Origin of the sequence: Delftia sp. DS1230, assembly GCF_040112715.1 — a bacterium.
Classification (GTDB): Bacteria; Pseudomonadota; Gammaproteobacteria; order Burkholderiales; family Burkholderiaceae_C; genus Comamonas; species Comamonas tsuruhatensis.
In genome coordinates this window covers 3771827-3796018 of sequence record NZ_CP157763.1, presented here as the reverse complement: position 1 = coordinate 3796018, position 24192 = coordinate 3771827, and the positions used below count along the sequence as shown (strand labels likewise).

Genomic DNA, 24192 nt, shown 5'->3' with positions numbered 1-24192 from the left:
CTGCGGGGGAGGGTGTTTGCGAATTTTTGCATTCAAAATTCATAAATGCCTTGGTGATAACCATGAATGCCTTGAGAAATGCTTGCGTAAAAATGAATGCAAAATTCATTCGACCAGGAGAATCCATGGCGGAGATCATCGAGATTTCGCGGCTTGCCCTGCATGACCAGGTGGCGGCGCGGCTGCGCACCTGGCTGGTGGAGGGGCGCATACCGCCCGGCGCCAAGCTCAACGAGCGCGCGCTGTGCGAGCAGCTGCGCGTCTCGCGCACGCCGCTGCGCGAGGCCATCAAGCTGCTGGCCTCCGAAGGGCTGGTGGACCTGGTGCCCAACCGCGGCGCCGTGGCCGTGCGCCTGGGCGAGGCCGATGTGCTGCAGACCTTCGAGGTGCTGGCGGGGCTGGAGGGCATGTCGGGCGAGCTGGCCGCGCAGCGCATCAGCGAGCAGCAACTGGCCGAGGTGCGGGCCCTGCACTTCGAGATGCTGGCCAGCCATGCGCGCCAGGACCTGTCCGGCTACTACCGGCTCAATGCGCTGATCCACTCGGCCATCAACCGCGCCGCCGCCAACCCCGTGCTGGCCGAGACCTATGGCCGCATCAACGCCCGCGTGCAGTCGCTGCGCTTTCGCACCAACCAGGACGCGGCCAAGTGGAAGCGCGCCGTCCAGGAGCACGAACGCATGCTGGAGGCGCTGCAGGCGCGCGATGCCGCCGCGCTGCGCCAGGTGCTGGTCGCCCACCTGGAGCACAAGCGCGACACCGTCATCGCCCTGCTCAAGGCAGGCCAGATCTACCCACGAACCATGAACGAATGAGAGCCGCCATGCTGATGGAATCCACGCACCGCCTTGCCGCTTCCCCCGACGACACCGTGCCCGCCCCCGGCACCGTGCTGCCGCCTAACGATGTCTGCCAGGCGCTGGCGCGCCGCCTGCGCTCGGACACGCGCGGCCAGGTCCTGTTCGACGCCGCCTCGCGCGGGCGCTATGCCACCGACGCCTCCATCTACCAGATCATGCCGGTGGGCGTCTTCGTGCCCACCTGCGAGCAGGACATCGCCACGGCCCTGCAGATCGCCCGCGAGCTGAAGGTGCCCGTGCTGCCGCGTGGCGGCGGCACCAGCCAGTGCGGGCAGACCACGGGCGCGGCCCTGGTGATCGACAACAGCAAGCATTTGCGCAACATCCTCTCGGTGGACCCTGATGCAGGCACGGCCGAGGTCGAGCCCGGCCTGGTGCTGGACCACCTCAACGCCCGGCTCAAGAAGCTCGGCCTGTGGTATCCGGTGGACGTATCGACCAGCGCCCAGGCCACGCTGGGCGGCATGGCGGGCAACAATTCCTGTGGCTCGCGCTCCATTGCCTACGGCAACATGGTGCACAACGTGCGCGGTGCCCGCGCCTGGATGGCCGATGGCGAGCTGCTGGACTTCGGCCCCGTCGCCCAGGCCACGGGCCGCGCGGCGCGCATTGCGCAGTTCGTGCACGGGCTGGCGCAACAGCATCGCGAGGACATTCACGCCCACTGGCCCAAGGTCATGCGCCGCGTGGCCGGCTACAACCTCGACATCTTCGACAACCAGAGCGAGCGGCCCTACACGGCCGACGGCAGCGTCAACCTGGCCCATCTGCTGATAGGCGCCGAGGGCACGCTGGCCTACACGCGCTCGCTCACCCTGCAGCTCAGCGCGCTGCCGCGCGCCAAGGTGCTGGGCGTGGTCAACTTCCCCACCTTCCACGCGGCCATGGACTCGGCCCAGCACATCGTGAAGCTGGGACCCACGGCCGTGGAGCTGGTGGACCGCACCATGATCGAACTGGGCCTGGCCAACCCGGCCTTCAAGCCCACCATAGAGACCGCCCTCATCGGCCGCCCGGCTGCCATCTTGCTGGTGGAATTCGCCGGCGACGACCGCGCCGCGCTGCTGGCGCGGCTGCGCCAGCTGGTGGAGCTGATGGGCGAGCTGGGCCTGCCCGGCAGCGTGGTGGAAATGCGCGAGGAAGCGGCCCAGAAAAACCTCTGGGAAGTGCGCAAGGCGGGGCTGAACATCATGATGAGCCTCAAGGGCGACGGCAAGCCCGTGAGCTTCATCGAGGACTGCGCCGTGCCGCTGCAGCACCTGGCCGAGTACACCGATGCGCTCACCGAAGTGTTCGCGCGCCATGGCAGCCGGGGCACCTGGTACGCCCATGCCTCCGTGGGCACGCTGCATGTGCGGCCCATCCTGGACATGCGCACCGACGGCGCGGCGCGCATGCGCGCCATTGCCGAGGAAGCGGCCGAACTGGTGCGCAAATACAAGGGCGCCTTCAGCGGCGAGCACGGCGACGGGCTGTGCCGCGGCGAGTGGATTGCCTGGCAGTTCGGGCCCGCCATCACCGAGGCCCTGCGCGCCATCAAGCAGGAGTTCGATCCCCAGGGCCTCTTCAACCCCGGCAAGATCATCGATACGCCCAGGATGGACGATGGCCGGCTGTTTCGCTTCGCGCCCGCCGACGCGCCCCGGCCCTACCGGCGCATTCCCATCACGCCCGTGCTCGACTGGTCCGCCTGGAACGTGCAGGCCGACCCGGTCACCGAGGTCACCACGGCGCCCGGCACGGGCGGCGACGTCACCGGCGGCTTTGCCAAGGCCGTGGAGATGTGCAACAACAACGGCCACTGCCGCAAGTTCGACGCCGGCACCATGTGCCCGAGCTACCGCGTCACGCGCGACGAGCAGCACCTGACGCGCGGCCGCGCCAACACCCTGCGCCTGGCCATCTCGGGCCAGCTGGGGCCGGACGCCTTCACCAGCGAGGCCCTGCACGACACCATGGACCTGTGCGTGGGCTGCAAGGGCTGCAGGCGCGACTGCCCCACGGGCGTGGACATGGCCCGCATGAAGGTGGAATTTCTGGCCCACTACAAGGCCCGCCATGGCCACACGCTCAAGGACCGGCTGGTCGCCCATCTGCCGCGCTACGCCGCCACGGCCAGCCGCATGCCCTGGCTGCTGAACCTGCGCAACCGCCTGCCCGTGCTGCGCCAACTGGGCGAAAAACTGCTGGGCCTGTCCGCCAGGCGCTCGCTGCCGGCCTGGCGCAGCGACACCTTCTGGCGCACGCCCGAAGCACATACCTTTCTTGACCGCGACCAGGCCCTGGCCCGCGCGGCGGCCGGCGAGCGCGTGGCCGTGCTCTTCGTGGACACCTTCAACGGCACCTTCGAGAGCGAAAACGCCCTGGCCGCCGCGCGCGTGCTGCAGGCGGCCGGCTATGCGCTGCACACCGCCAGCAAGTCCGCCAAAGAGGGGGGCGGCCACCACTGCTGCGGCCGCACCTACCTGGCCACCGGCATGGTCGAGCAGGCCAAGGCCAGCGCGGGTTCGCTGATCAACGCCCTGGCGCCGTTGGCCCGCGCCGGCATCCCCATCGTCGGCCTGGAGCCCTCCTGCCTGCTGACCCTGCGCGACGAAGCCCTGGTCATGGGCCTGGGCGAGCCTGCACAGGCCGTTGCCGCCCAGGCCCTGCTGTTCGAGGAATTCATTGCCCGTGAAGTGAAGGCTGGCCGCTTCGCGCTGCCGCTGCGCGCCGCCGAGGCACCCATCCTCGTGCACGGCCATTGCCACCAGAAGGCCTTTGGCGCCGTCAGCCCCATCCTCGACGTGCTGCGGCTGATTCCCGGCGCCCAGCCCGAGCTCATCGAAAGCTCCTGCTGCGGCATGGCCGGCAGCTTCGGCTACGAGGCCAGCCACCACCAGGTGTCCATGGACATGGCCGAGGCGGCCCTGCTGCCGGCCATACGCCAGCGCCCCGAGGCCATCGTCGTGGCCGACGGCACCAGCTGCCGCCACCAGATCGCCGATGGCGCGGCGCGCGACGCCGTGCATGTGGCGCGGCTGCTGGAAAGCCTGCTGGATGCCCGATGACTGCCCGCTGACCGCCATCCTCCCTACCGCACAAGACAAGGCACTCCCATGAAGCACAAGCCCTGCCTGGACCTCCAGGACATCAAGACCATCGCCCAGGCCGCCGAGGCGCATGCCACGGCGCGCGGCTGGGCCGTCAGCATCGCCATCGCCGATGACGGCGGCCACCTGCTGTGGCTGCAGCGCCTGGACGGCGCGGCACCGGCCTCGGCCCATATCGCGCCGGCCAAGGCCCACGCCGCAGCACTGGGCCGCAAGGAAAGCCGGGTCTATGAGGAAATGATCAATGGTGGCCGTACCGCCTACCTGAGCGTGCCCGCGCTGCAGGGCCTGCTGGAAGGCGGCGTGCCCATCACCAGGGGGGGCCACTGCCTGGGCGCTGTGGGCGTCAGCGGGGTGAAGCCGGCAGAGGATGCGGAGGTGGCGCGGGCCGGCGTTGCGGCGCTGGGGGCCGCGCCGCAGCGGTAGCGGCCCTGGGCTTCAGCGCGCCTTGCGCGGCTGCAGGGCCTCGGCGCGCAGCATGGCCAGCACGGCATCGCGCTTGTGGTGCAGGTGGGTGACCAGCAGCTCGCGCAGGGCCGTGGCGTCGCGTGCGCCCAGGGCCTCGATCATGGCCTCGTGCTCCTTGACGGCCTGCTTCCACTTGGCCGTGTCCAGGTTGGTGCGAAAGCGCAGCGACTGCACGCGGTTGTTGATGCGCTGGAAGGTCTCCGTCAGCACGGGGTTCTTGGCGGCGCTGTTCAGCGCCGCGTGGATGGCGGCGTTGAGCCGGTAGTAGGCAGACACGTCGGCGCGCGCCACGCTGGCCATCATCTCGTAGTGCAGGGCGCGGATTTCGGCGAATTCCTGGTCGGTGATGCGCTGGGCGGCCAGTTCGCCCGACAGGCCCTCGATGCCGGCCAGCACCTCGAAGGCGTGCATGACATCGGCCTCGCTCAGCTTGACGGCGATGGCGCCGCGGTTGGGCAGCAGGTCGGCCAGGCCTTCGGCGGCCAGCAGCTTGATGGCCTCGCGCAGCGGCGTGCGCGAGACGCCCAGCTGCTCGCACAGCTCGCGCTCGTTGAGCTTGGCTCCCGGGGCGATGCGCCCCTCGATGAGCATGGACCGCAAACGGTCCGCCACCTGCTCGTGCAGCGCCGCCCGCGATATCTCGATGATCTCCGCCATCTAGCGGTCTCCTTGGCTGTTCCTGGCTGGTGGATGCCCCCGCCACAGGCATTGCGCCATGCGGGGCGGCGCCGATGTTAGCCGAGTTTGCACCCCAGGCGGGCCTCCTGCCCGGCGCACGCGCTGTCCCTGCCAAGCACTACAGGCTTTTCAGCAGGGGCCTACGGCCTGCGGGCGTCGCTGCCCGCACCATGGTGGCGATCAGACACACCAACCAGGGACAAACAATGGCCAACGCAGCGATCCGGCTGCAGATCCAGGTGGATCTTGCTTATGACATCCGCGATCCGGCCGGGGCCGATTTCGTGTTCAACATCCATGCGGCCCACACCTCGCACCAGACGGTGGAGAACGAGCGTCTGGTACTCAGCCAGCCCGTGGAGCCCGACATTGCCACCGAGCCCGCCACCTCCACCCGCTTCATGCGCCTGCATGCCAACCCAGGCCCCCTGCACCTGACTTACACGGCCACCGTCTGCATCGCGCACCACCGCGAGGATCCGGCGGCGCTGGGCGAGGTTCCGGTGCGCTGCATCCCGCTGGAGGTCCTGCCGTACATCTACCCCAGCCGCTACTGCCAGTCCGACCGGCTGATGCAGCTGGCCTTCCGCAATTTCGGCCAACTGGCGCCGGGCTATTCGCGCGTGCTGGCCATACAGCAATGGGTGCAGGAGCTGGTGACCTTCGCTTCGGCCACCAGCAACTCGTCCACCTCGGCCGTCGATACCCTGGTGGAGCAGGTGGGCGTGTGCCGCGATTTCACGCACCTGATGATCGCCCTGTGCCGTGCGCTGAACATTCCCGCCCGCATCGCCACCGGCACGGACTACGGCGCCGATCCTGCACTGGGCCCGCCCGATTTCCATGCCTACGTGGAAGCCTACCTGGGCGACAGGTGGTATCTGTTCGATGCATCGGGCACGGCCATTCCCATGGGCTTCATGCGCTTTGGCACGGGCCGTGACGCGGCCGACGTGGCCTTTGCCACCATCTTCGGCAACGTGGTGGCCATGGCCCCCATGATCCAGACACAGGCCTTGGAAGACGAGCACAGCCAACTGCCCCGGCTGTGCAGCGAGGCGCTGTCGACCACCGCGCCTTCGCCCGCCGTGCTGTCGGGCTGCGCATCGTTTGGCAGCACGGCGGACCGAAGGAGCTTCAGGCAGCTGCCTGCCTGAGCTGCCTGCGCTGTGAAAGGCGCACGGCGGCGGTCCTCAGAAGCGGTGCGTTCCCGTCACCGCAAAGGTGCGCCGCTGGCCGTAGAAGCAGTCGCCGCGTGCCAGGCATTGCGTGATCTGCACCTTGTCGGTCAGGTTGACCACGTTGAAGGCCAGGCGCCATGGGCCGGCGTCATAGGACACCATGGCATCCAGCAGGGTGGCCGAAGGCGTGTCCACCAGGCTGGTGCCCGTCCACTGCGAACCCGTATAGCGCACGCCCGCGCCCAGGCTCCAGCCGCCGCGTCCTTCGCTGGCAAAGCGGTGGGTCAGCCAGGCCGATGCCGTGTGGCGCGGCACGCTGGTCACGCGCTGGCCCTGGTCGCCGCCATTGCTGCGCGAGATGACGGCGTCGGTGTACGCATAGGCGAGGGTGGCGTCCCAGTGGCGGGCCAGGCTGGCGGTCAGCTCGGCCTCGAAGCCGTTGACCTTGACCTCGCCGATCTGCAGGCTGTTGAGCGGGTTGGCCGGGTCGGTGGTCTTGCGGTTCTTCTCGCGCAGCGTGTAGACGGCGGCAAAGGCCGACAGGCCCTGGCCCGGTGGCTGCCACTTCACGCCGGCTTCCCATTGCTCGCCGCGCTGGGCCTTGTAGGGCGTGCCGTAGACATCCACGCCGCCCAGCGGCTGGAAGGACTCGGAGTAGCCCAGGTAGGGCGCCCAGCCACCGTCCATCTGGTAGGTGGCGCCTGCGCGCTTGGTCCAGGCCTTCTCGTCCACGGCGGAGGCGGGCCGGCCTTCGGTATCGGTCTGGGCGCTGTCGTGGCGCAGGCCCAGGGTGGCGGTCCAGCGGCCCCACTTGATCTGGTCCTGGGCGTAGAAGCCCAATTGCTTTTGCGACACGCCCGGCTGGCGCACCAGCTGCGAGGCCGTGGGCGGGGTGAAATTGCCGTAGACGGGGTTGTAGACGTCAAACGGCGCGGTCAGGCCGCGCCAGGTGGACTGGCTGGTGCTGTTGCGCTGCGCATCCATGCCGGCCAGCACGGTGTGCTCGGCCGTGCCCCAGCGCAGCCGGCCTTCGAGCTGCGTGTCGATCACCAGCATGCGCCCGCCGTTGACCTGCCAGGAGGCATCGCGGTAGACGCTGCGGTTGTCGGGGTTGAAGACCGGGCGCGCAGGGCGGCCCTGGCCGGGGATGGCGGTGAAGCTGGTGTAGATGGAGCGGTAGTCCACGTCGCTGATGGTGCGCCGCAGGTTCTGGCGCACGGTCCAGTCCGCGTTCAGGCGGTGGCTGAACAGGTAGCCCCAGGATTTGTTCTCTGTGTCGAACGAGTCCCAGCCGGGCTCGCCGATGAAGGTGCTGGTGGGAATCTGGCCGTAGGGGCTGGGCAGGCGCGTGCCCTGCCAGGGGAAGAAGCCGATCAGCGAGCCGCTCTTGTCCTTCTGGTAGAGCGCCTGCAGCGTCAGCGAGGTATCAGCGCTGGGCCGCCACGTCAGGCTGGGCGCGATCACCAGGCGGTCGTCGTTCACATGGTCCACCTGGGTGCCGCTTTCCCGGCCCACGGCCACCAGGCGGTACAGCCACTGGCCGTCTTCGGTGACGGCGCCGGTCAGGTCGGTGGCGATCTGCTTGCGCCCGTAGCTGCCCATCTGCACCTGCACCTCGCGCAGCGCCTCGGCCTGCGGGCGCTTGCTGGTCAGATTGAGCACGCCGCCCACGCTGCCCTGGCCGTAGAGCACGGAAGAGGGGCCGCGCAGGAATTCCACGCGCTCCAGCGTGTAGGGGTCGGGGCGGCTGGTGTTGTAGGTGCCGTAGGTGCGCAGCAGCCCGTCCTGGTACTGGCTCACGCTGCCGCCGCGTGCCGAGAAGCTGTCCACCCGGCTGTCAAAGTAGTTGGACACCACGCCCGCGCTGTAGGCCGTGGTCTGGCGCAGCGTCTGCACGCCCTGCGCCTCGAACTGGTCGCGCGTGACCACGCTGATGGCCTGGGGCGTCTCGATCAGCGGCGTGTCGGTCTTGGTGGCCGAGATGGCGCGCTTTGCGGTGAAGCCCACCACGGCTCCGGTGGGATTTTCCTTCTCGTTGCCTGCGTTCACGGTGACCGGGGCGAGCGTGGCCTCGGGAGCATTTTCAGGCTGGGCCTGCGCGTGGGCGGCGCCGCACAGGGCAAGCAGGGCGGCATGCGCAACTGCCGTGCGCGAGAGTCTTTGGATAAGCATGGTCAATGGTCGAGAGCTGGGAAACCTGTGCCGTGGGGCGTGCTCTGGGTGCGTCGGCGCTGCTGCCGGCCTGGGGCCAGCGGCGCAGCCTGTCATGGCGGGTGCGGATTCTAGAATGACAATGAGAATGATTGCTTTTTCTTTTCATTTGTATGTAGCATGCAACGCATTGGTATCATTTTGATAGCAACAAAGCATGTCTTGAAGAGATCTGCGAGTCGATGTACAGGGCGGTGCGATACGCGTGAGGTCTTGCTTGCGGGAAGTCCGCGCAGCGTGTTAGCCCCTTTCACGCCGGGGCGCCAACGGCCCCGGTCGCCTCAGGCCAGGGCGGCCTGCGAGGGGTTGCTTCGGTGTGAAACGGCCTCGGGCCACAGTCGCCCGGCCGCCGATTGCAATGCTTCCACCAGCTGCCGCGTATCCGCCTTGCCCGTGGCGTGCAGCGCTTCGGTCACGATCAGCGCGTTGACTGTGGATTCGCGCACTGCCGAGTGGCCGCTTTGGCGGTTGCACCAGCGCCGGGCGTGGGCGCGGCCAGCCGTGTCGGCGAAGATGATTTCGCCGGGCTCGGGATATTCGATCTCGCCCGAGAAGGTCTCGTAGACCTCGCTGCCAGTTGCGGGGCGCACCTGCAGGCAGCCGCTGATGCGGTCCAGGTCGAAGACGACCACGGGAATGGCAAAGGCCACCGAGGCCGCATTGCACAGGTCCACCAGCGGATGCAGGCCGGGAAGATCACCCTCCTTGCGCAGGCGGCGCAGCAGGGCCTCGGCGGCGCAGCGGTATTGCGTGGGCTTGAGGCCCATCCTGGCAAAGCCGCGCCGCCAGGCCTGAATGGATGGCATCTCGCTTTCCGGGGTGCACACCAGGTTCTGCCTGGCCTGTGCCATGAAGGGGGCGATCACGGCGTGTGCGGGCACGTCGGGTGACAGGCCGCGCAGCAGCAAGGTCTGCGAGGCCAGTTCAGTAAAGTCGCGGGGGATGGAGGGTGAGTAGGAGAACTGCAAGATCAGGCCTTGTGAGTGGAGAGGGGATGTGATCTCCATCCTCGCCAGGCCGGTTTGCGTGGTCTTGAAGGAAATTGCAGCGCGTCACGCAGCGCAGGCCTTGGCTGCCCTGGCGTAGAAGCCGGGCGCCATGCCGAAGCTGCGCACGAACAGGCGCGTCATATGGCTCTGGTCGGCAAAGCCGCTGTGCGCGGCTGCCTCGGCCAGCGGCATGCCGCTGGCGATGAGCCTGCGCGCCTGGTGCAGGCGCCGCTGCAGCAGATAGGCATGGGGCGTCATTCCCGTGGCGCGCGCAAAGGCACGCAGGAACTGGTAGCGGCTCAGGCCCGCCTCGTGGGCCAGGGCGCCCAGGGTCAGCGGTGCACCGGGATCGTCGTCCATCCGGGCGCGGGCCAGTGTGATGGGGGCCGGTGCGCGGGGCGCCGGGGCAGGGCGCTGCAGCATGCCGCCCAGCAGTTGCAGCAGGCCTTCGTCCAGGTCCAGGGCGTCCGTTGCCTCGCCGCTGCCGGTCATCCTGCGGTACAGAGCCTGAAAACACGCGGCCAGGCGCGGGTCGCGCACGGCGGGCTGGCTGAACTCGAAGCCGGTCGCTGGCCCTGCGCCATCCATGTCCGCCATGAGCCCGGCCACGACCGAGGGCTCCAGGTAGAGCATGCGCCAGGCGCGACCGCCATCGCCCAGGGGCATGCCGTCATGCAACTCGCCGGGGTTGACCATGATGAGGTCGCCAGCCCCGGCCTCGTACAGACCTCGCCCGCTGGCGGATTTCTGCGCGCCACGCTCAATCAGGCCGATCCCGTACTGCTCGTGGGCGTGCCGCCCAAAGTGCCTCGCCGTGTCTGCGGCCACGGCCTCCACGCCTGCGGTGCGGCAGCGCAGCCAGCTGAAATGCCCATCCGTGGTCGATACCATGCCGCAGCCTTTCCTATCCAACCTGGCGCGCCAGCGTGATCGCCAGGCCGGCCAGCCCCGAGCCCACCACCACGGGGATCACGCCCACCTTCCAGCGCAGCAGCGCGGCCGCCGCAGCCAGGCCCAGCAGTGCGGATGGCCAGTCGAAGGGACCCGCCCAGCCCTGGGGCCACAGCACATGCCAGGCAAAGAACACGGCCAGGTTGGCGATGACGCCCACCACGGCGGCCGTGATGCCCGTCAGCGGCGCGGTGAAGCCCAGCCTGCCATGGGTGGACTCGATGAAGGGGCCGCCCAGCAGGATGAAGGCAAAGGACGGCAAAAAGGTGAAGAAGGTCACGACCAGGGCGGCGGCGGCGCCGGCCGGCAGCAGCGCATCGGGGCCGAACACCTGCGTGCTCCAGCCGCCCAGGAAGCCCACGAAGGACACCACCATGATCAGCGGCCCCGGCGTGGTCTCGCCCAGGGCCAGCCCGTCCATCATCTGCGTGGCCGTGAGCCAGTGGTAGTGGTCCACGGCGCCCTGGTAGAGGTAGGGCAGCACGGCGTAGGCGCCGCCAAAGGTCAGCAGCGCCGCCTTGGTGAAGAACCAGCCCATCTGGGTGAGCGCGCCCTGCCAGCCGAAGGCGGCGGCCAGCAGGCCCAGCGACAGCGCCCACAGCCCCAGGCCGGCCGCCAGCACCTGGCTGAAAAAGCGCCAGCGGAACCGTGCATGGGCCGGTGTGGGCGTGTCATCGTCGATGACGGCCGGGCCGTGGCTGCCCCCGCGCGGGCCGTGCCCGCCCGCAGGGGAGAAGTGGCGTGGCGCCAGCCTGCCCCCCAGGTAGCCCAGCGCGCCGGCCGCCAGCACGATCAGCGGAAACGGCAGCTTCAGCGCGAAGATGGCCACGAAGGCCGCCGCGGCAATGCCCCACAGCCAGCCGTTGCGCAGGGTGCGCGAGCCCACGCGCCAGGCCGCCTGCACCACCAGCGCCGTCACGGCCGGCTTGATGCCATAGAAGATGCCGGCAATGGCCGGCACATGGCCGAAGGCCACATAGATCCAGGACAGGGCGATGAGCAGCAGCAGCGAAGGCAGCACGAACAGCCCGCCGGCCACGATGCCGCCCCAGGTGCGGTGCAGCAGCCAGCCGATGTAGGTGGCCAGCTGCTGCGCCTCGGGGCCGGGCAGCAGCATGCAGTAGTTGAGCGCATGCAGGAAGCGCCCCTCAGAGATCCAGCGTCTCCGCTCCACCAGGTCCTCATGCATGATGGCGATCTGCCCGGCCGGCCCGCCAAAGCTGATGCAGCCCAGCTTCAGCCAGTAGCGCAGGGCTTCGGCGCGGGTGGGCGGGAGGGGTGCAGCGGGTGCATCAAGCGAACTGGGAGGCATGCCGCAAATGTCTCATACGGCAGCCGCCGCCGACGCCTGCCGGCACCCGCTCCGCACCTGTGCTGCGCAGACGCTACATCTGCCGGGCGGCCTGCTTGACCAGCACCGGTTCGGCGCGGTAGCTGCCCGGGAACAGCTGCTTGAGCTGCTCCACCTTGGGCAGGTCGTTGATGACGATGTAGGGATGGCGCGGGTTCTCGGTCATGAAGTCCTGGTGGTAGTTCTCGGCCGGGAAGAAGCTGGGCTTGTCCTCCAGCCGGGTCACGATGGGCTTGCCGAAGACCTTGGCCGCGTCCAGCTGGGCCACGTAGGCCTGGGCGGTCTTGAGCTGGGCGGCGTCGGTGGCGAAGATGGCCGAGCGGTACTGCGTGCCCGTGTCCGGCCCCTGGCGGTTGAGCTGGGTCGGGTCATGGGCCACGGAAAAGTAGATCTGCAGCAGCTGCCCGTAGCTGACCTGGGCCGGGTCATAGGTGACCTCGACCGACTCCGCATGCCCGGTGCGTCCGCTGCTCACCGCCGAATACGAGGCCTGGGCCGCCGTGCCGCCGCTGTAGCCCGAGACGGCGCGCTGCACGCCCTTGACGTGCTGGAACACACCTTGCACGCCCCAGAAGCAGCCGCCCGCAAAGATGGCTTTCTGCGGCCCCTGGCCCGTGGCGGGCGCATCCTGCGCGGGTGGTGGAATGCGCACGGCCTGCTCGGCCGCCTGCAGGTTGCTGCCCTGCCACAGCAGGGCGCCGCCCAGCAGCACGGCGCTGCCGGTCAGCAGTTGGAGAAGGCCGCGGCGGCGGGGTGGGGTGGCGAGGGTGGAATCGTTGGTCATGGTATCTCTCCGGTGAAAGTGAAGTGGCCAGGGATCAGCCAAAGGTGAAGGCATAGGCGGAGATGCCGGGATCCAGGAATTCGATGCTGAAGGTGCGCTCGGCTGCGCCGCCGTCCTGGCGCACCAGTTGGTACAGGCGCTGCTCGGTCACGCTGCCGCTGCCGTCGGCGGCCACGTCCATGCCGCGCGAGGCGCCGGGCGCCTTGCCGTCGATCAGCACCTTGAAGCGCACGGGCTTGCCATCGCTGCCCGGGCCCAGCACCAGGTGCAGGTCGCGTGCCTGGAAGCGGTAGGTGATGCGACCGGTGGCGCCGTCCAGCGTGGCGCTTTCCGGGCCCACCGTCCATTGGCCGCTCAGGCCCCAGGCGTTCAGCGGCAGGCGCTCGGGCGTGGCATAGGCGGTGGCCTGGTTGTGCACGGCGGCAGGCGTGGCGGCAAATTGCTCGGCGCGCTCATAGCCCAGGTAGGTCTCGTGCGAGCGCACGGCTGCCATGTCGGCTGCCTGCTGCACGCCCTTGGCCTGCACGTCGATCAGGCCCTGGTCCACCTGCTTCGATCCGGCTTCCTGCAGCAGTTGCTGGATCACGCGCTCGGACTCGGCATAGCCGCCCTCGCCAAAGTGGTGGTGCCGGATGCGGCCCTGGGCGTCGATGAAGTAGTGCGCCGGCCAGTACTGGTTGTTGAAGGCGCGCCAGATCTTGTAGCCGTTGTCCACAGCCACGGGGTAGCTGATGCCCAGGTCCTTGATGGCCTTTTCCACGTTGGACAGCTTGCGCTCGAAGGCGAACTCCGGCGCATGCACTCCCACCACCACCAGGCCCTGGTCGCGGTATTTCTCGGCCCAGGCCTTCACATAGGGCAGGGTGCGCAGGCAGTTGATGCAGGAATAGGTCCAGAAATCCACCAGCACCACGTTGCCGCGCAGTTGTTCGGCCGTCAGCGGGGTGGAGTTGAGCCAGTCGGTGGCGCCGTCCAGCGCAGGGGCCAGCCCTTCGTCCGGCAGGGCGGCGCGGGACGGGCCGCCGGCCATGCGCATGGCGCCGCCTGCGGCCATCATGGCCGGGCCAGCACCGGAGCCCCTGTCCACGGCGGCCATCATTGCGGGACCGGCCTGCATGGCCATGGCGCCACCCTCGGGCCTGCCGCTCAGGCGGTCCACCAGCCTTTGCTCCAGGCCGCCGGTGGAGGCCGTGGACACTTGCGCCAGCACGCCCGTGTCCAGCCCCAGCGCAATCGCGCCCACGCCGGCCAGCATGGCTGCGCCCAGCCCGCGCCGCATCCATTCGCCCGCGCCCAGCATGCGCTTGAGCGCCGCAAACACCTTGCCGCCCAGCAGCAGGGCCGCCGCCATGGAGGTGGCCGCACCGGCCGCATAGGCCAGCAGCAGCAGGCTGGAGGTGGTGTTGGCGCCCTGCAGTGCGGCGCCCGTGAGGATCAGGCCCAGGATGGGGCCTGCGCAGGGCGCCCACAGCAGGCCCGTGGCCACGCCCAGCAGCAGCGAGGCGCCGGGGCGGGCGCCGCCGTCCGTGCCCTGGGCACGCTCGGACAGGCGCGAGCCCGCCGCCACCAGCGGCCGCGTCAGCCGCTCGGACAGGCCGGGCCACAGCAGGGTCAGCGCAAACACGGCGACCAGGCCCAGGGCCAGCCAGCGGCCGTATTCATTGGCGGCCACCACCCAGCCGCCGCCCACGGCCGCCAGCGAGGCCACCAGGGCGAAGGTCAGCGCCATGCCCGCCAGCAGCGGCAGGCCGCTTTTGGCGAAGGGCTGGTCGGCGCGTGCAAAGATGAAGGGCAGCACCGGCAGGATGCAGGGGCTGACGATGGTCAGCACCCCGCCCAGATAGGCCAGGACGATCAGCAGCATGGCGTGGCTCCCGGGGTCAGGCTGGCTGGGGCGTGAACGTCAGCGACAGGCCGTTCATGCAGTAGCGCAGGCCCGTGGGCTTGGGGCCGTCGTCGAAGACATGGCCCAGGTGGCCGCCGCAGCGGCGGCAATGCACCTCGGTGCGCAGCATGCCGTAGGTGCGGTCCTGGCGCGTGGCCACGGCCTTGTCCAGCGGCTGCCAGAAGCTGGGCCAGCCCGTGCCGCTGTCGAACTTGGTCTTGGAAGAGAACAGGGGCAGCGCGCAGCCCGCGCAGGCAAAGGTGCCCGCGCGGTGCTCCTTGTTCAGGGGGCTGGAGCCTGCACGCTCCGTGCCTTCCTTGCGCAGGATCCGGTACTGCTCGGGCGTGAGGCGGGCGCGCCACTCGGCATCCGTGTAGCTGACCTCGAAGACCTCGCTGGAGGCGGCCGCTGGCGCGCGGCGCGGGAACAGGCTGGCCGCCAGCACGGCGGTGGTGCCGGCGCCTGCGGTCCACAGAAGATGGCGTCTGGTGGTCATGGTGTGCTCCTGAAGGTTGCGTGCGTCTGAAAACGATGCGATGCCAGTCAGGTTAGGGCGCCGGCCTCCCGAAGTCCTCACGCAGAGTTCAAAGATTCGTGATAACTCCCGGCCCCGGTATTGCGCACAATGGCAGCCACTCCCGCCACTTCCAGGAAACCGCATCCGATGACCGCCACGCGCCGCGTACTTCTCGTCGAGGACGACGCCCATATCGCCGACCTGCTCACGCTGCACCTGCGCGACGAGGGCCTGGAAGTCATGCACTGCGCGCGCGGCGACGACGGCCTGCGCCAACTGGAGCGCGGCGGTTGGGACGCGCTGGTGCTGGACATCATGCTGCCCGGCGTGGACGGCCTGGAGATCTGCCGCCGCGCCCGCGCCATGGCGCGCTACACGCCCATCATCATCATCAGCGCGCGCTCCAGCGAGGTGCAGCGCATCCTGGGCCTGGAGATCGGCGCCGACGACTACCTGGCCAAGCCGTTTTCGGTGCTGGAGCTGGTGGCGCGCGTCAAGGCGCTGCTGCGCCGCGTGGAGGCGCTGGCCCAGAACGCGCGGCTGGAGTCCGGCAGCCTGTCCATTGACGGCCTTGCCATGGACCCCGTGGCGCGCGATGCCCGGCTTCATGGTGCCCGGCTGGACCTGACCCCGCGCGAGTTCGACCTGCTGTACTTCTTTGCGCGCCAGCCCGGCAAGGTGTTCTCGCGCATGGACCTGCTCAACGCCGTCTGGGGCTACCAGCACGAGGGCTACGAGCACACCGTCAACACCCACATCAACCGCCTGCGCGCCAAGATCGAGGCCGACCCGGCCCAGCCCGCGCGCATCCTCACCGTCTGGGGGCGCGGCTACAAGTTCGCCGAAGCGGGCGAGGGCGCATGACCATGAAACTGCGCCTGACACTGACCCAGCGCCTGTCCCTGGTCTTTGCCGTGCTGCTGCTGGTGTGCAGCGGCACCTCGGCCTGGATGCAGCTGCGCGCCAGCCGCATGCACGAGCTGGAAGTGGTGCAGGGCCTGTCGCGCGACGTGGCCGAAAGCATTGCGCGCGACGCCCAGCTGACCGACGCCAACGGCCTCATGCCCGGCGCCGTGCGCAGCTTCTTCAACCAGCTCATGCTGGTCAACCCCAGCGTGGAGGTCTACCTGCTGGACGCCGACGGCCGCATTGCCGGCCATGCCGCCCCCGACGGCCGCGTGCGCCGCGAGCGCGTGGACCTGGCGCCCGTGCACCGGCTGCTGGAAGGCGGCACGCTGCCCATCCTGGGTGACGACCCGCGCAGCACCGAAGGCCGCAAGGTCTTCAGCGCGGCGCCGCTGCGCGTCAACGGCAAGGAAGTGGGCTTCATCTACGTGGTGCTGCAGGGCGAGGCGCATGACCAGCTGGTGGCGCAGGGCTCGGCCAACTCGGTGCTCAGCACGGCGCTGTGGTCCATCGGCCTGGTGGCGCTGCTGTGCCTGGTGGCCGGCCTGGTGGCCTTTGCGCTGATCACGCGGCCGCTGCGCCGGCTCACCGAAGAGGTGGCCGGCTTCGACATCCATGGCACCCCCCCGGACCTGCCGCCCCCCCAGCCCGGCGCCGCGCAGGACAGCCGCGACGAGATCGCCGTGCTGGACGCGGCCTACCGCCGCATGGTGGCGCGCATCGGCGAGCAGTGGCGCGCCCTCACGCGCCAGGACCAGGAGCGGCGCGAGCTCATCGCCAACGTCTCGCACGACCTGCGCACGCCGCTGTCGTCCCTGCACGGCTACCTGGAAACGCTGCTGCTCAAGGACGCCGTGCTCGACACCACCGAACGCCGCCGCTACCTGGGCATTGCCCTGGCACAGAGCCAGAAGGTGGGCGAGCTGGCGCAAAGCCTGTTCGAGCTGGCGCGCCTGGAATACGGCTTTGTCCAGCCCGAGCCGGAGCCGTTTTCCATGCCCGACCTGGTGCAGGACGTGTTCCAGAAATTCGAGCTGCGTGCCGAGGCGCGACAGGTGGCGCTGCGGGCCGACTTCCCAGCCCGCCTGCCCGTCGTCCAGGCCGACCTGGGGATGATCGAGCGCGTGCTGGGCAACCTGCTGGACAACGCGCTGCGCCACACCCCCGAAGGCGGCAGCATCCAGGTGGTGCTGGCGGCGGCGGGCAACGCCGTCGAAGTCACCGTGGCCGATACCGGCCCCGGCATCCCGGCCGATCTGCGCGAAGGCCTGTTCGAGCGGCCCTTCACCGTGGGCGGCGCCCGCCGCGGCGGCGGCCTGGGCCTGCGCATCGTCCACCGCATGCTGGAGCTGCACGGCTGCCGCATCGAACTGGTGGACCCGCCGGGGCAGGGGGCGAGCTTCCGGTTCGTGCTGCCTGCGGCCGCGCAGGCAACGGGCGCCGGCGCCCGGCCGCGCCAGGGCTGACGCGGATCGTGGGTTAACCTTGTGCACAGCGCGCCCTCGAAGGCGCGGCATGCACAAGATCGTCAACTCGTTCCGAGGACCCACGCCATGTCAACGTCTGCATCTCCCGTTCATCGCCTGCCCGCATGGGTGCCGCTGCGCTACACCACGTTCTGCCTGAGCCTGGTCGGCAGCGCGGGGCTGCTGGTGGCGGCGCTGGTGTGGGGAGGGCTGTGGTGGTGGCTGGGCTTCGGCGTGTGCGCCGCGCTGGCGCTGCTGGGCGTGCGCGACATGACCCAGGTGCGCCATTCGGTGCTGCGCAACTACCCCATCATCGGCCACCTGCGGTTCCTGCTGGAGTTCATCCGGCCCGAGATGCGGCAGTACTTCATCGAGTCCGACCATGAGGCGCTGCCGTTCTCGCGCGCCCAGCGCTCCCTGGTCTACCAGCGCGCCAAGGGCGACCCGGACAGCCGCCCGCTGGGCACGCAGCTCAATGTCACGGCCCAGGGCTATGAATGGGTGAACCATTCCATGCAGCCCACCAGGCTGGCCTCGCATGATTTCCGCATCACCATCGGCTGCGCCGATGAAGGTGCCTCGCCCTGCACCCAGCCCTACAGCGCCAGCATCTTCAACATCTCGGCCATGAGCTTCGGCGCGCTGTCGGCCAATGCCATCCTGGCGCTGAACAAGGGCGCGAAGATGGGCGGATTTGCGCACGACACGGGCGAGGGCTCCATCAGCCAGCACCACCGCGTGCACGGCGGCGACCTGATCTGGGAGGTGGCCTCGGGCTACTTCGGCTGCCGCAACGACGATGGCAGCTTCAACGAAGAAAAATTCATCGCCAACGCCACCGACCCGCAGGTCAAGCTCATCGAGATCAAGCTCAGCCAGGGCGCCAAGCCCGGCCACGGCGGCATGCTGCTGGGCGCCAAGGTCACCCCTGAGATCGCCGCCGCGCGCGGCGTGCCCGTGGGCGTGGACTGCATCAGCCCGTCCAGCCACAGCGCCTTCAAGACACCGGTGGAGATGATGCATTTCATCGCCCGCCTGCGCGAGAAGTCGGGCGGCAAGCCCACGGGCTTCAAGTTCTGCGTGGGCCATCCCTGGGAGTGGTTCGCCATCGTCAAGGCCATGCAGGAGACGGACATCACGCCGGACTTCATCGTGGTCGATGGCGCCGAGGGCGGCACGGGCGCGGCGCCCGTGGAGTTCACCGACCACGTGGGCGTTCCGCTGCAGGAAGGCCTGCTGCTGGTGCACAACACGCTGATCGGCGTGGGCCTGCGCCACCGCATCAAGATCGGTGCGGCCGGCAAGGTGATCACGGCCTTCGACATCGCGCGCATGATGGCGCTGGGCGCCGACTGGTGCAACGCCGGGCGCGGCTTCATGATGGCCCTGGGCTGCATCCAGGCGCAGAACTGCCACACCGGCCACTGCCCCACGGGCGTGGCCACGCAGGACGCGGCGCGCCAGAAGGCCCTGGTCGTGCCCGACAAGGCCACGCGCGTGGCCAACTTCCATGACAAGACCCTGCATGCGCTGCAGGAGCTGGTGCAGGCGGCGGGCCTGGAGCACCCCTGCGACATCACGGCCCACCACATCGTGCGGCGCATCTCCGACACCGAGGTGCGCCAGCTCGCCAACCTGGTCCTGCGCGTGGAGCCCGGCGCTCTGCTGGGGCCGCTGGACAAGCAGCACAACGTGTTCAAGCTCTACTGGCCAGGGGCGCGCGCGGATACCTTCCAGTTCGTGCCGCCCACGCTCAAGCCTTCGGCACCGCAGGCCAAGGCGCAGGCGGCAGGCCAGCCCGCATAGGGACACCACGGCCGATCACGGGTTTTGACGGCGCTCGGGGATAATGCGCCCCGAGCACTTTGGTCCACGACTGTATTTTTCTTTGTAAATGAAAACTATTTTGGTTCGCATTGCAGCTGCCGTCTTCGGCGGCTATGCCTTCACCTGGGGCTTCATCGCCCTGGGCGTGGCGCTGATGTTTGCCGCCGGAATGGAGTTCCACGATGCCGAGCATCTGGGCTACATCCTCGGCTTCCTGGTGTTTCTGACGGTGTTCCTCTGGGCCTTTGCGGCGCAGAGCCTCCCGCGCGTCTGGGCCGTGCTGGCCGGCGGCGGCATTGTCATGACCGGTTGCGCATCGCTGCTCCAGCAGATGCTGCTGCCCTGAATCCGGAGAACGCCCCATGTTCCAGAACTTCCGCCTCTCCATGGCCTGGCTGCACACCTGGTTCGGGCTTGCGCTCGGCTTCGTGCTCATGGCCGCCTTCTTCTTCGGCGCGCTGTCGGTGTTCGATCGCGAGATCGACCGCTGGGCCATCCCGGCCTCGCGCTTCGAGCCCACGCCCATGCCCTCGTACGACCAGATCCTCAAGCCGGTCTTCGAGTCCATGCAGCCCAACGCCCAGGCGCGCGATGCCATGCGCGGCGAGGTCAACGGCCCGCTGCCCGAGCGCTTCGACACGCCCCAGCGCTGGGGCGCCTACACCACCCACCGCGATCCCGTGCTGGGCCTGTTCGCCGGCTACGAGGTGCCCAACGCCAAGAAGCCCGAGACCCTGATCTGGGCCATGCGCACCATCGACCCGCGCAATGGCGAATCCCTGCCGGACGACCACCTCAAGATCGGCAGCCGCTTCTTCTACCCGCTGCACTACAGCCTGACGCTCAACTGGATGAACCTCGGCTACTGGATCGTGGGCTTTGCCGCGCTCATCATGCTGGTGGCCCTGGTCAGCGGCGTGGTCATGCACCGCAAGATCTTCCGCGAGCTGTTCACCTTCCGTCCGAAGAAGGCCACGCAGCGCAGCGTGCTGGACCTGCACAACCTTACCGGCGTGGTGGCGCTGCCCTTCCACTTCTTCTTCGCCTTCACGGGCCTGGTGATCTTTGCGGGCATCTACTTCCCCATCACCCACACCCAGCTGGAGCCGCTGCACGAGCTGCACGAAAAAATGGAGGCCGAGGAAACCGGCCTGCCGCACGACCGCGCCGGCGTGGCCGCACCCATGGCCTCGGTGGACGCCATGGTGGCCGAGGCGCAGCGCCGCTGGGCCGCCAAGGGCATGGCCGGCGACGTGGGTTTCCTGTCCGTCACCCATGTGGGCGATGCCAATGGCTACGTCAGCGTCTACCGGGCCGGCACCGACCGCATCGCGCTCACGGGCGAGGGCATCCACTTCAAGGCCAGCACGGGCGCCCTGCTGCGCGAAGATCCTCCGCGCACGGCCGTGGACAGCATCAACACCTTCCTCACCGGCCTGCACCTGCAGCACTTCCGCCACTGGCTGCTGCGCTGGCTGTACGTGCTGGGCGGCCTGGCCGGCTGCGTGTGCATTGCCACCGGCTTTGTCTTCTTCGTGGAAAAGCGCAAGAAGCAGCACGCCAAGCAGGGCGTGCAGGGCGCGCGCGTGGTCGATGCCCTGGCCGTCACCACGGTCACCGGCATGCTGGTGGCCACGCTGGGCATGCTGATCGCCAACCGCCTGCTGCCCGAGGCCATGCCCCAGGGCTGGCCGGGCCGGGGCGACATGGAACGCTATTTCTTCTGGGCCACCTGGCTGCTGGCCATGGCGCATGCCTTTGTGCGCAGCGCCCCCGTGGCCCGGGGCCTGCCCAACCCCGCCTGGCGCGAGCAGTGCTGGGCCGTGGCTGCCATGGCCGTGGTGGCCGTGCTGCTGAACTGGCTGACCACGGGCGACCACCTGTTCAAGACCCTGGGCGCGGGCTACTGGCCGGTGGCCGGCGTGGACCTGTTCATGCTGGCCAGCGCCGTGCTGGCCGTGGTGGTGGCGCGCAAGCTCAAGACGCGCGCCGCGCCCGCCATGCCCTCGCGCGCCGCGGAGGTGGCCCATGTCTGAGGGACTGATGGACGCACTGCTGCTGGCCGCCGCCTTTGCGGCATCGCTGCTGGGCATGGCCTGGTTTGCGCTGGCCAAGGACGTGCACTGGGAGCAGGTGCACGGCGACATGCCCCAGCCCGATGGCAAGGTCAGGCTGCTGCGCTGGCTGGGCGCCTCAGGCCTGGCCGCCTCGCTGGGCCTGTGCCTGGCGGTGGACCATGCCTCCATGGCCTCCCTGGTCTGGATCATGACGCTGGCAGCCGCCGCCCTGGCCATTGCCTTCACGCTGACCTGGCGGCCGCGCTGGCTGCGCTGGCTGCCGGCCTGACGTTTGCGCGGGACCTGCGCCCGCTGCGGGCTCAGGCCTGCCTTTTCCTCATCCTGCGGCTGGCCAGATAGGCCATGCCGCACAACAGTGCCAGCATGCCACCCTGGCCCAGGCCGGGAACGGCCTGGACATTTCCGGGGCCGGCACCGGGTCCTGGGTCCGTGCCCGGACCGGGGTCGGGAGGATCGGCAGCGATCACCTCGATGGTCACGGATGCTGGTGCGGCAGCGCTCTGGTGCCCGTCGGATACCGTGAAGGCGAAGGTATCCGGCCCGGAGTAGCCGGCCGCCGGCGTGTAGACCAGCGTACCCGTCTGGGGATCGAAGCCGCTGATGGCGCCATGGGCGGGGCCGGCGGTGATCTCGAAGCGCAGCGGGTCCGACTCGAAGTCCGTGCCAGCGAGGGTGATGGACAGCGCCGTATCCTGCGGCGTCGTGACGGCTTGCGGCAGCGCCACGGGGGCGGCGTTGGCCGCCATCGCGTTGGAAAAGCGCGAGGTGTCGCCGGTGGAAATCCGGGTGGCGGTCGCCGTGACAGCGGCCTGGTCGCCCGGGGGCATGGCGCCCTTGAACACCAAAGGCGCATGGCCGGATGCATCGGTGGTCACGGTCTGCGAGCCCAGCAGAACCTTGCCGGCGGCGCGCTCCACCAGCCCGTCGGGCAGCCTGGGCGTCGAGAAATACTCGATGCGCATGCTCTCGTTGGCGACGCTGTCCAGCGTGCCGGACAGGCCGTCGGGCGTCACCGTGAGCAGCACCGGATCGGCAGGATCTCCGTTGGCCAGGCTGGTTCGTGCGATGCCTCCCTCGGTATTGCCGTAGATGGCATTGCCGAGCATGGAGACGCCCTTGACTTCGTCCCCCCGCAATCCCACGCCGAACAGCCTGTTGTGCGCAATCACGTTGGCATGTGCCGCGTCGTCACCGCCGACCAGGGTGTCATGGGCCTTCTGGAAAAAGGAAACGCCTTCCCCATTGGGCAGGGCGGTTCCCTGGGGACTGACGCCCACGTAGTTGCCCTGCACGAGGTTGTTCTTGCCGGCGCCCTGGAACTGTATGCCGGAGGCCTTGCTGCCACCGACGATGTTTCCGCGCACGGTCACCTCGTCCGAATCTTTGATGACGATGCCCCATTGATTGGGCAGCATGGTGCTGGCATCCAGGCTGGTTCCCACGATATTCCCGGCAATCAGGGTATTCGAGTTGCGTGCGGCGTAGTTTCCATTCAATTCAATGGCCGTTTCCTTGTTTCCGGCAACCAGGTTGCCGTCTTCAGGGCCTGTGCCAATGCGATGTCCGCCTTCCGGTGAGAAGAATACGGCAATGCCTGGACCATTGTTGGCAATCATGGCCGTGCCGGCTGCATTGGTCCCGACACGGTTGCGGGTCACCAGCGTGTGCGAGCCGGAAATGGAAATCCCGGATGAACCACCGGTTTCCCTGACATTGCCGGAGACGAGGTTGCCGTCGATCAGCGTGCCGGTAAATCCGGATGCCACGCTGATGCCGTTTCCCTGGTTTCCCAGCGCCACATTGCCGGTGATATCGGTGCCTATGTAATTTCCCTGAATGATGTTTTCTGTACCGGCGCCCGGCCAGGAAAGCCATATTCCGGAATTTTCCGCCGCGGAGATGACATTTCGCCCGCCAATATCGAGACTACCGATGCGGTTGCGGTTGCCGGAGTTGACAAGGATGTTGCTGCGATTGCCCATGGCGACCGTTCCCGATGCGTCAACGCCTATATGGCAGCCCAGCACGGTGTTGCCGTCGCCGGTCACCGCCAGGGCGGTGTTGAAGCCGCCTATCGCCAGACCGCGCACCGTGATGGCGCCTGCCAGCTCGAGCCCTGTACCGAACTCGGAGCTGCCTGCCTGCAGCGTGATCAGGGGGCGGCGTGGCAAGTGGTCCTCATAGCCGGGTTGCGTGCTGGCGTCCACCGTCAGTGATGTGGCGGGTGCAATGGGCTGCATGAGGCTGCCATTCCAGTTGCTTTGGGTGACGATGGTCTGCTCTCCCCCCGCACCGATGTTGAACTCGATGCGGTTGTCGCCCCCTTTGTTGCGGTTGGCGTTGGCGTAGGTGATGGCGTCGCGCAGGGAGCAGGGTCCCAGGCCGGTGCTGGCGCACGGGCCGCTTGCGTCGGCGGCGCTGTCCACCACGACGGTCCATGCCTGGGCCGTGGCGACACAGCCTTGCGACAGCAATGCCAGGGCGAGCAGGCGCAGGGGCCTGCGTGCCGCCATGGGAATGAATCGTTGCCTGTATATCTTCATTGCCTTTTTCACTTTCCCTGAAATGGGCTGCCGAAACGCATTCTGGATATTGCGCAACACAGGACGTGAAAAAAGCGCTGGCATTCTGCATGCGCGACGTCTGTGTTCAATATCACAGGGGTGGTGAGAAACGGAGCAGCCTTTGTCGATGAATCAATCCGGCAATGATCTCCAGGTCATTGGGATATTGGTTTAAGAATTTTCTTAAAGTGACAGGAATAATGGCATTTTCAAAGAATTTGGGCAATTTTCCGATGGCGGATCGATGCTTGAAATCGCTCTTTGGCGAGGTGGCGTGCAAGAGGTTTCAGCATTAAGAAAATTCTTAGTCCAAATTCGCCTTTTGATTTCTAAGATTCGGCAATGCGCCAGTTTCAAGCTCTCTTGCTTTCTTCCAGATCGATA

19 protein-coding genes are annotated in these 24192 nt (G+C 68.3%); 10 read left to right on the top strand and 9 right to left on the bottom strand.

The features are described 5' to 3' along the window. Positions 1-125 precede the first annotated feature (125 nt). From AAN986_RS17055 to AAN986_RS17045, 3 genes are read left to right on the top strand one after another with little or no spacing between them, the layout of a single operon-like run. Positions 126-815: a GntR family transcriptional regulator gene (locus AAN986_RS17055; RefSeq protein WP_012204897.1), complete on the top strand. Its 690-nt coding sequence runs from the start codon at positions 126-128 to the stop codon at positions 813-815. Positions 816-823: 8 nt separating this feature from the next. Further along, positions 824-3910 carry an FAD-binding and (Fe-S)-binding domain-containing protein gene (locus AAN986_RS17050; RefSeq protein ID WP_047217259.1) on the top strand — a complete coding sequence of 1029 codons (3087 nt, stop codon included), beginning with the start codon at positions 824-826 and terminating at the stop codon, positions 3908-3910. Between the two features lie 48 nt (positions 3911-3958). Next, on the top strand, positions 3959-4378 hold the full coding sequence (locus tag AAN986_RS17045; RefSeq protein WP_047217260.1) for a heme-binding protein: 420 nt from the start codon (positions 3959-3961) through the stop codon (positions 4376-4378). Between the two features lie 12 nt (positions 4379-4390). On the opposite strand, the gene AAN986_RS17040 is transcribed toward AAN986_RS17045, so the two are convergent. Further along, on the bottom strand, positions 4391-5077 hold the full coding sequence (locus AAN986_RS17040) for a GntR family transcriptional regulator (RefSeq protein WP_012204906.1): 687 nt from the start codon (positions 5075-5077) through the stop codon (positions 4391-4393). A gap of 227 nt (positions 5078-5304) precedes the next feature. Here AAN986_RS17040 and AAN986_RS17035 point away from each other — a divergent pair, with 227 nt between their 5' ends. Then, positions 5305-6255: a transglutaminase family protein gene (locus tag AAN986_RS17035; protein ID WP_013802957.1), complete on the top strand. Its 951-nt coding sequence runs from the start codon at positions 5305-5307 to the stop codon at positions 6253-6255. 36 nt (positions 6256-6291) lie between these two features. On the opposite strand, the gene AAN986_RS17030 is transcribed toward AAN986_RS17035, so the two are convergent. The 7 genes from AAN986_RS17030 to msrB all read right to left on the bottom strand — a co-directional run bounded on the left by AAN986_RS17030 (position 6292) and on the right by msrB (position 14946). Further along, positions 6292-8451, bottom strand: a complete 2160-nt coding sequence (locus AAN986_RS17030) for a TonB-dependent siderophore receptor (protein WP_047217261.1) — start codon at positions 8449-8451, stop codon at positions 6292-6294. 320 nt (positions 8452-8771) lie between these two features. Beyond that, a complete protein-coding gene (locus AAN986_RS17025) occupies positions 8772-9458 on the bottom strand; it encodes a phenylalanine--tRNA ligase beta subunit-related protein (protein WP_047217262.1) in 687 nt (228 codons plus the stop codon). Between the two features lie 84 nt (positions 9459-9542). Continuing rightward, entirely contained in the window at positions 9543-10370 is an 828-nt protein-coding gene (locus tag AAN986_RS17020) for an AraC family transcriptional regulator (RefSeq protein WP_047217263.1), read from the bottom strand. 13 nt (positions 10371-10383) lie between these two features. Beyond that, positions 10384-11742, bottom strand: coding sequence for a chromate efflux transporter (gene chrA / locus AAN986_RS17015; RefSeq protein WP_047217264.1), 1359 nt, complete (start codon positions 11740-11742; stop codon positions 10384-10386). A gap of 73 nt (positions 11743-11815) precedes the next feature. Beyond that, on the bottom strand, positions 11816-12565 hold the full coding sequence (msrA, locus tag AAN986_RS17010; RefSeq protein WP_047217265.1) for a peptide-methionine (S)-S-oxide reductase MsrA: 750 nt from the start codon (positions 12563-12565) through the stop codon (positions 11816-11818). Between the two features lie 34 nt (positions 12566-12599). Next, positions 12600-14429 carry a cytochrome c biogenesis protein DipZ gene (locus AAN986_RS17005; protein WP_047217266.1) on the bottom strand — a complete coding sequence of 610 codons (1830 nt, stop codon included), beginning with the start codon at positions 14427-14429 and terminating at the stop codon, positions 12600-12602. A gap of 16 nt (positions 14430-14445) precedes the next feature. Further along, on the bottom strand, positions 14446-14946 hold the full coding sequence (gene msrB, locus AAN986_RS17000; protein ID WP_047217267.1) for a peptide-methionine (R)-S-oxide reductase MsrB: 501 nt from the start codon (positions 14944-14946) through the stop codon (positions 14446-14448). Positions 14947-15114: 168 nt separating this feature from the next. Here msrB and AAN986_RS16995 point away from each other — a divergent pair, with 168 nt between their 5' ends. From AAN986_RS16995 to AAN986_RS16970, 6 genes are all read left to right on the top strand, one after another. Then, complete coding sequence (locus AAN986_RS16995; protein ID WP_016448168.1) at positions 15115-15831, top strand: response regulator transcription factor; 717 nt, start codon at positions 15115-15117, stop codon at positions 15829-15831. 2 nt (positions 15832-15833) lie between these two features. After that, positions 15834-17339, top strand: coding sequence for a HAMP domain-containing sensor histidine kinase (locus AAN986_RS16990; protein WP_047217268.1), 1506 nt, complete (start codon positions 15834-15836; stop codon positions 17337-17339). A gap of 87 nt (positions 17340-17426) precedes the next feature. Continuing rightward, entirely contained in the window at positions 17427-19145 is a 1719-nt protein-coding gene (locus AAN986_RS16985) for an FMN-binding glutamate synthase family protein (protein ID WP_047217269.1), read from the top strand. An 88-nt stretch (positions 19146-19233) separates the two neighbouring features. Then, entirely contained in the window at positions 19234-19512 is a 279-nt protein-coding gene (locus AAN986_RS16980) for a hypothetical protein (protein ID WP_016448165.1), read from the top strand. 16 nt (positions 19513-19528) lie between these two features. Further along, entirely contained in the window at positions 19529-21202 is a 1674-nt protein-coding gene (locus AAN986_RS16975; RefSeq protein WP_047217270.1) for a PepSY-associated TM helix domain-containing protein, read from the top strand. Further along, complete coding sequence (locus AAN986_RS16970; protein ID WP_046984647.1) at positions 21195-21512, top strand: DUF3325 domain-containing protein; 318 nt, start codon at positions 21195-21197, stop codon at positions 21510-21512. Before AAN986_RS16975 ends, AAN986_RS16970 begins: the two co-directional genes overlap by 8 nt. Positions 21513-21543: 31 nt before the next feature. Here the strand turns inward: AAN986_RS16970 and AAN986_RS16965 are convergent, their stop codons facing one another. Then, positions 21544-23871 carry an Ig-like domain-containing protein gene (locus tag AAN986_RS16965; RefSeq protein WP_349335413.1) on the bottom strand — a complete coding sequence of 776 codons (2328 nt, stop codon included), beginning with the start codon at positions 23869-23871 and terminating at the stop codon, positions 21544-21546. Positions 23872-24192: the final 321 nt, after the last annotated feature.